Below are 2924 nucleotides of genomic sequence, written 5' to 3'. Positions count from 1 at the left end.
TTTAGCTAAACTGGCATATAAACTCGCTAGTCTTGGCTCTTTTTTGCCTTTATTTACCTCGATTTGCTCGATTAGTTCTAACAAGTCTTCTTTAGAGATTGAAGGAATATCTTTATCTATAGTAATTTCGTCAAAAGATTGTAAAATTGGTAAAATTTCCTGAGAAGGTAAAAAGTTACTTGGAGGAGAAATAAAGCGAAAAACTCCTTTTCTCCAACTCCAAAAATCGGGGGACTTTTTGCGTAAATTTACCTCCACTGTGCTTGTTACCCAAAGAACAATGGAATAGGGAAATTCTCGCAATCCTTCCCTTGTCCATTGCAGATAACCAAAAAATTTATCTAGTTCCGATTTTTCCCGTTGCCATTCGATCGAGTGTAATTTTTCCACTCCTGTGGTTGTGATCACGGCGTTTTTGCTTTGTAATAACTCTGGTTTTCTGGAGACTAAACTAGCAATTGCTGCTCTTAAACTCGGTTCTTTTTGATCTAAATCAATCCGATAACAAGGGATTACTGGTTCTAATTCTTTGCTATAGCGATCGATGATTTCTTCTCGCAATTTTTCCTGATCACACACACAAATTAATATATTTAATCTCTCTTGATTTGCCTCTAGAGACACGATTAAACCTTCGTATTCTCTTTCATTTTGGTCAATAATTGAAGATGTTTCATCAGTCATAATATACCATTCAAATTGTTCCTCTTTTTTTCATTAACTCAACTACAATCGGATGCACGTTATACCAGAGATCGCCATTGCGGTATTCCAAAATATATAAACCATGCAGCAGATCTAGAAAATTTTGATCCTTGAGATCCTTCGGTTTTGACTTTTTATAAACAGTTTTAATAATTTCCTCATCTGCTGTACCGATACTTTCAGCAAAATCGAGACTAAGTTCTGTGATTGATTGTTCTAAAACAGCTTGATTAATTTTTAGGGTATTATCATCAGGATAACGACGAACCGATCGCAAACAAACCCGACAGCAATCATTAGTAATGCGAATTAATTCTCGTAACACTCCCCCACTATAAAGACAAATTTTTTCGAGGGTGTCAGGATCGATTAAATCGGAATCGATGCGCTTAGTGATAATCTCGGTTAAAGTAGCAATAATTTGCGGATCGGGTATAGCATTAGGTGAATTAATTTCTCCCTGTTTAAAGAGTTTATATACAGGCATTTGCACGATCTGATCGTTGGTTTCTGTTTGGAGAGTTGCCTTTAAAGCTACCTCTCTTAAAGCGGCGATCGGAATAGTCATAATAATCCGAAAACCGGGCAACATAATCGCTTTAATATGGGATTGAAAAATATCCCTTACCTGTGCTAAGTCAATTTTATCAATGTCATCAACAATTACTAAGATTTTTTTCTGACTTTGGGACTCGATCTCACTAGCTATAATGTTAATTTGGGCAACTAGATCGGTAATTCTCCGCTCATATTTTTGTTTGATTTCCTCGCGAATAGTCGAATTAATCTTGAGAATTCCTTTAATGTGAGCTAGTAAAGTAGAAAAGTTAAAACCTGTTTCGAGAGTGGCATTTGCTTGATTGGTTTCGGTGCGAATTTGTTCAGTAAACCATTGAGAAAAGCTTTTTTTCATAGAATCTTTAATAGTTAAATTTTGGGCTTCCGCTTCTGACATCATCTGAACGGCGATCGAGAATAAAATAGTAACATGATTTACGTCTGACATTTCGATCGTGTCTGAGATCGAGAAGAAAACAACAAAATAGCGATCATCTAACTTTCTTTTAAATTCATAGAGTAGGGTTGACTTACCACAACCCCGATGTCCTGCTAGAATAATTTTTCCGTCTTCCGAAGGACTATCTTCGACCAATTGTTCTAATTCGTCGATAATTTCTGTGCCGTATTTGACAGCAAAACGCTGTAATTCTTTATCCGATCGCAGGGGTAAAAGTTCCAAATTGCGATAGGCTTCTCGAAAGGGTTCTAGTAAAGGACTAACCATAAGTAATTAGGGGTTGCTGAAAAAGTTTTTCGTGGGGGTAGGGTGTGGGGTGTGGGAATTATGAATTATGAATTATGAATTATGAATTGGGTAGTTGGCTCTTCTAGGTTCTGTGTGATAAGTTTAACTTACAGAGGATCGATCAATCTTTGTGTCCTTTGTGTCTTTGTGGTTCCTTCCACTCGCTCGCTAGGAAGAATGTATCTTAGAATACATTTTGCCCACCAAACCTAAGAGAGCCAAAAAACTAACTGATAACTGATAACTGATAACTGTTATTTTTCTGCTGCCCAACTGTCGGGAGTGTAGGTTTTTAATGCCAAAGCATGGATGGCTTCGGTAGCCAGTGCCGATTGTAAAGCGCCATAAACCATTTGATGCTGTTTAACGCGGGTTTTGCCAGCAAATTCGCCAGAAATAACCACCGCTTCCAAATGATCGCCACCTCCCGTTAAATCCCGAACCATCACCTGTGCATCGGGGATTTGTTCTTGAATCATCGCTTCTACTTGGCGAAAGTCAACCATCTTAACTCCTCAAAACAATTAAAGATACTCTGATCCCATTGTTACCGAAAGCTCGTCAATGGGGACAAAATTTACTGCCGTGGGGGGGAGTTGTTAGGAGTTGCCGATGTGGGAGTCGGTGCGGAGATGGGTGTGCTGACAAATCCCATCTCGTAGAGTTGTTGATAGCTTTTTTGTCCTAATTCACTGGTGGGGTTTTGGGATTGAATCACCTGAATTAACAAAGGAACCGCCAATTCTGGCTGATTTTGCGCCCTATGGACCAAAGCAAGCTGATAGGTGGCTTCATCCCGCAGTTGTCCGGTGTTTAAAGCACTTTGACGCTGAGAATCGAATACTTTTGGGTCAATTCCTGAGAAACTATTAGCTAATTGCAGATGATAGTTAGATAGTTGGTTAAAAATCCG

2 protein-coding genes and 2 pseudogenes are annotated in these 2924 nt (G+C 38.7%); all 4 read right to left on the bottom strand.

The window, feature by feature from the left end; all coding sequences use genetic code 11:
* A pseudogene (locus PX484_RS22110) lies at positions 1-684 on the bottom strand (tetratricopeptide repeat protein); the annotation flags it as partial.
* Positions 685-694: 10 nt separating this feature from the next.
* On the bottom strand, positions 695-1990 hold the full coding sequence (locus tag PX484_RS22105; RefSeq protein WP_288105506.1) for a P-loop NTPase fold protein: 1296 nt from the start codon (positions 1988-1990) through the stop codon (positions 695-697).
* A 275-nt stretch (positions 1991-2265) separates the two neighbouring features.
* Complete coding sequence (locus tag PX484_RS22100) at positions 2266-2517, bottom strand: BolA family protein (protein WP_002755721.1); 252 nt, start codon at positions 2515-2517, stop codon at positions 2266-2268.
* A 71-nt stretch (positions 2518-2588) separates the two neighbouring features.
* A pseudogene (locus tag PX484_RS22095) lies at positions 2589-2924 on the bottom strand (hypothetical protein); the annotation flags it as partial.

Origin of the sequence: Microcystis sp. M49636_WE2, from assembly GCF_030065375.1 — a bacterium.
GTDB lineage: Bacteria > Cyanobacteriota > Cyanobacteriia > Cyanobacteriales > Microcystaceae > Microcystis > Microcystis aeruginosa_C.
Note: the sequence above shows the minus strand (reverse complement) of the source record. Positions and strands in the feature narration are given on the sequence as shown.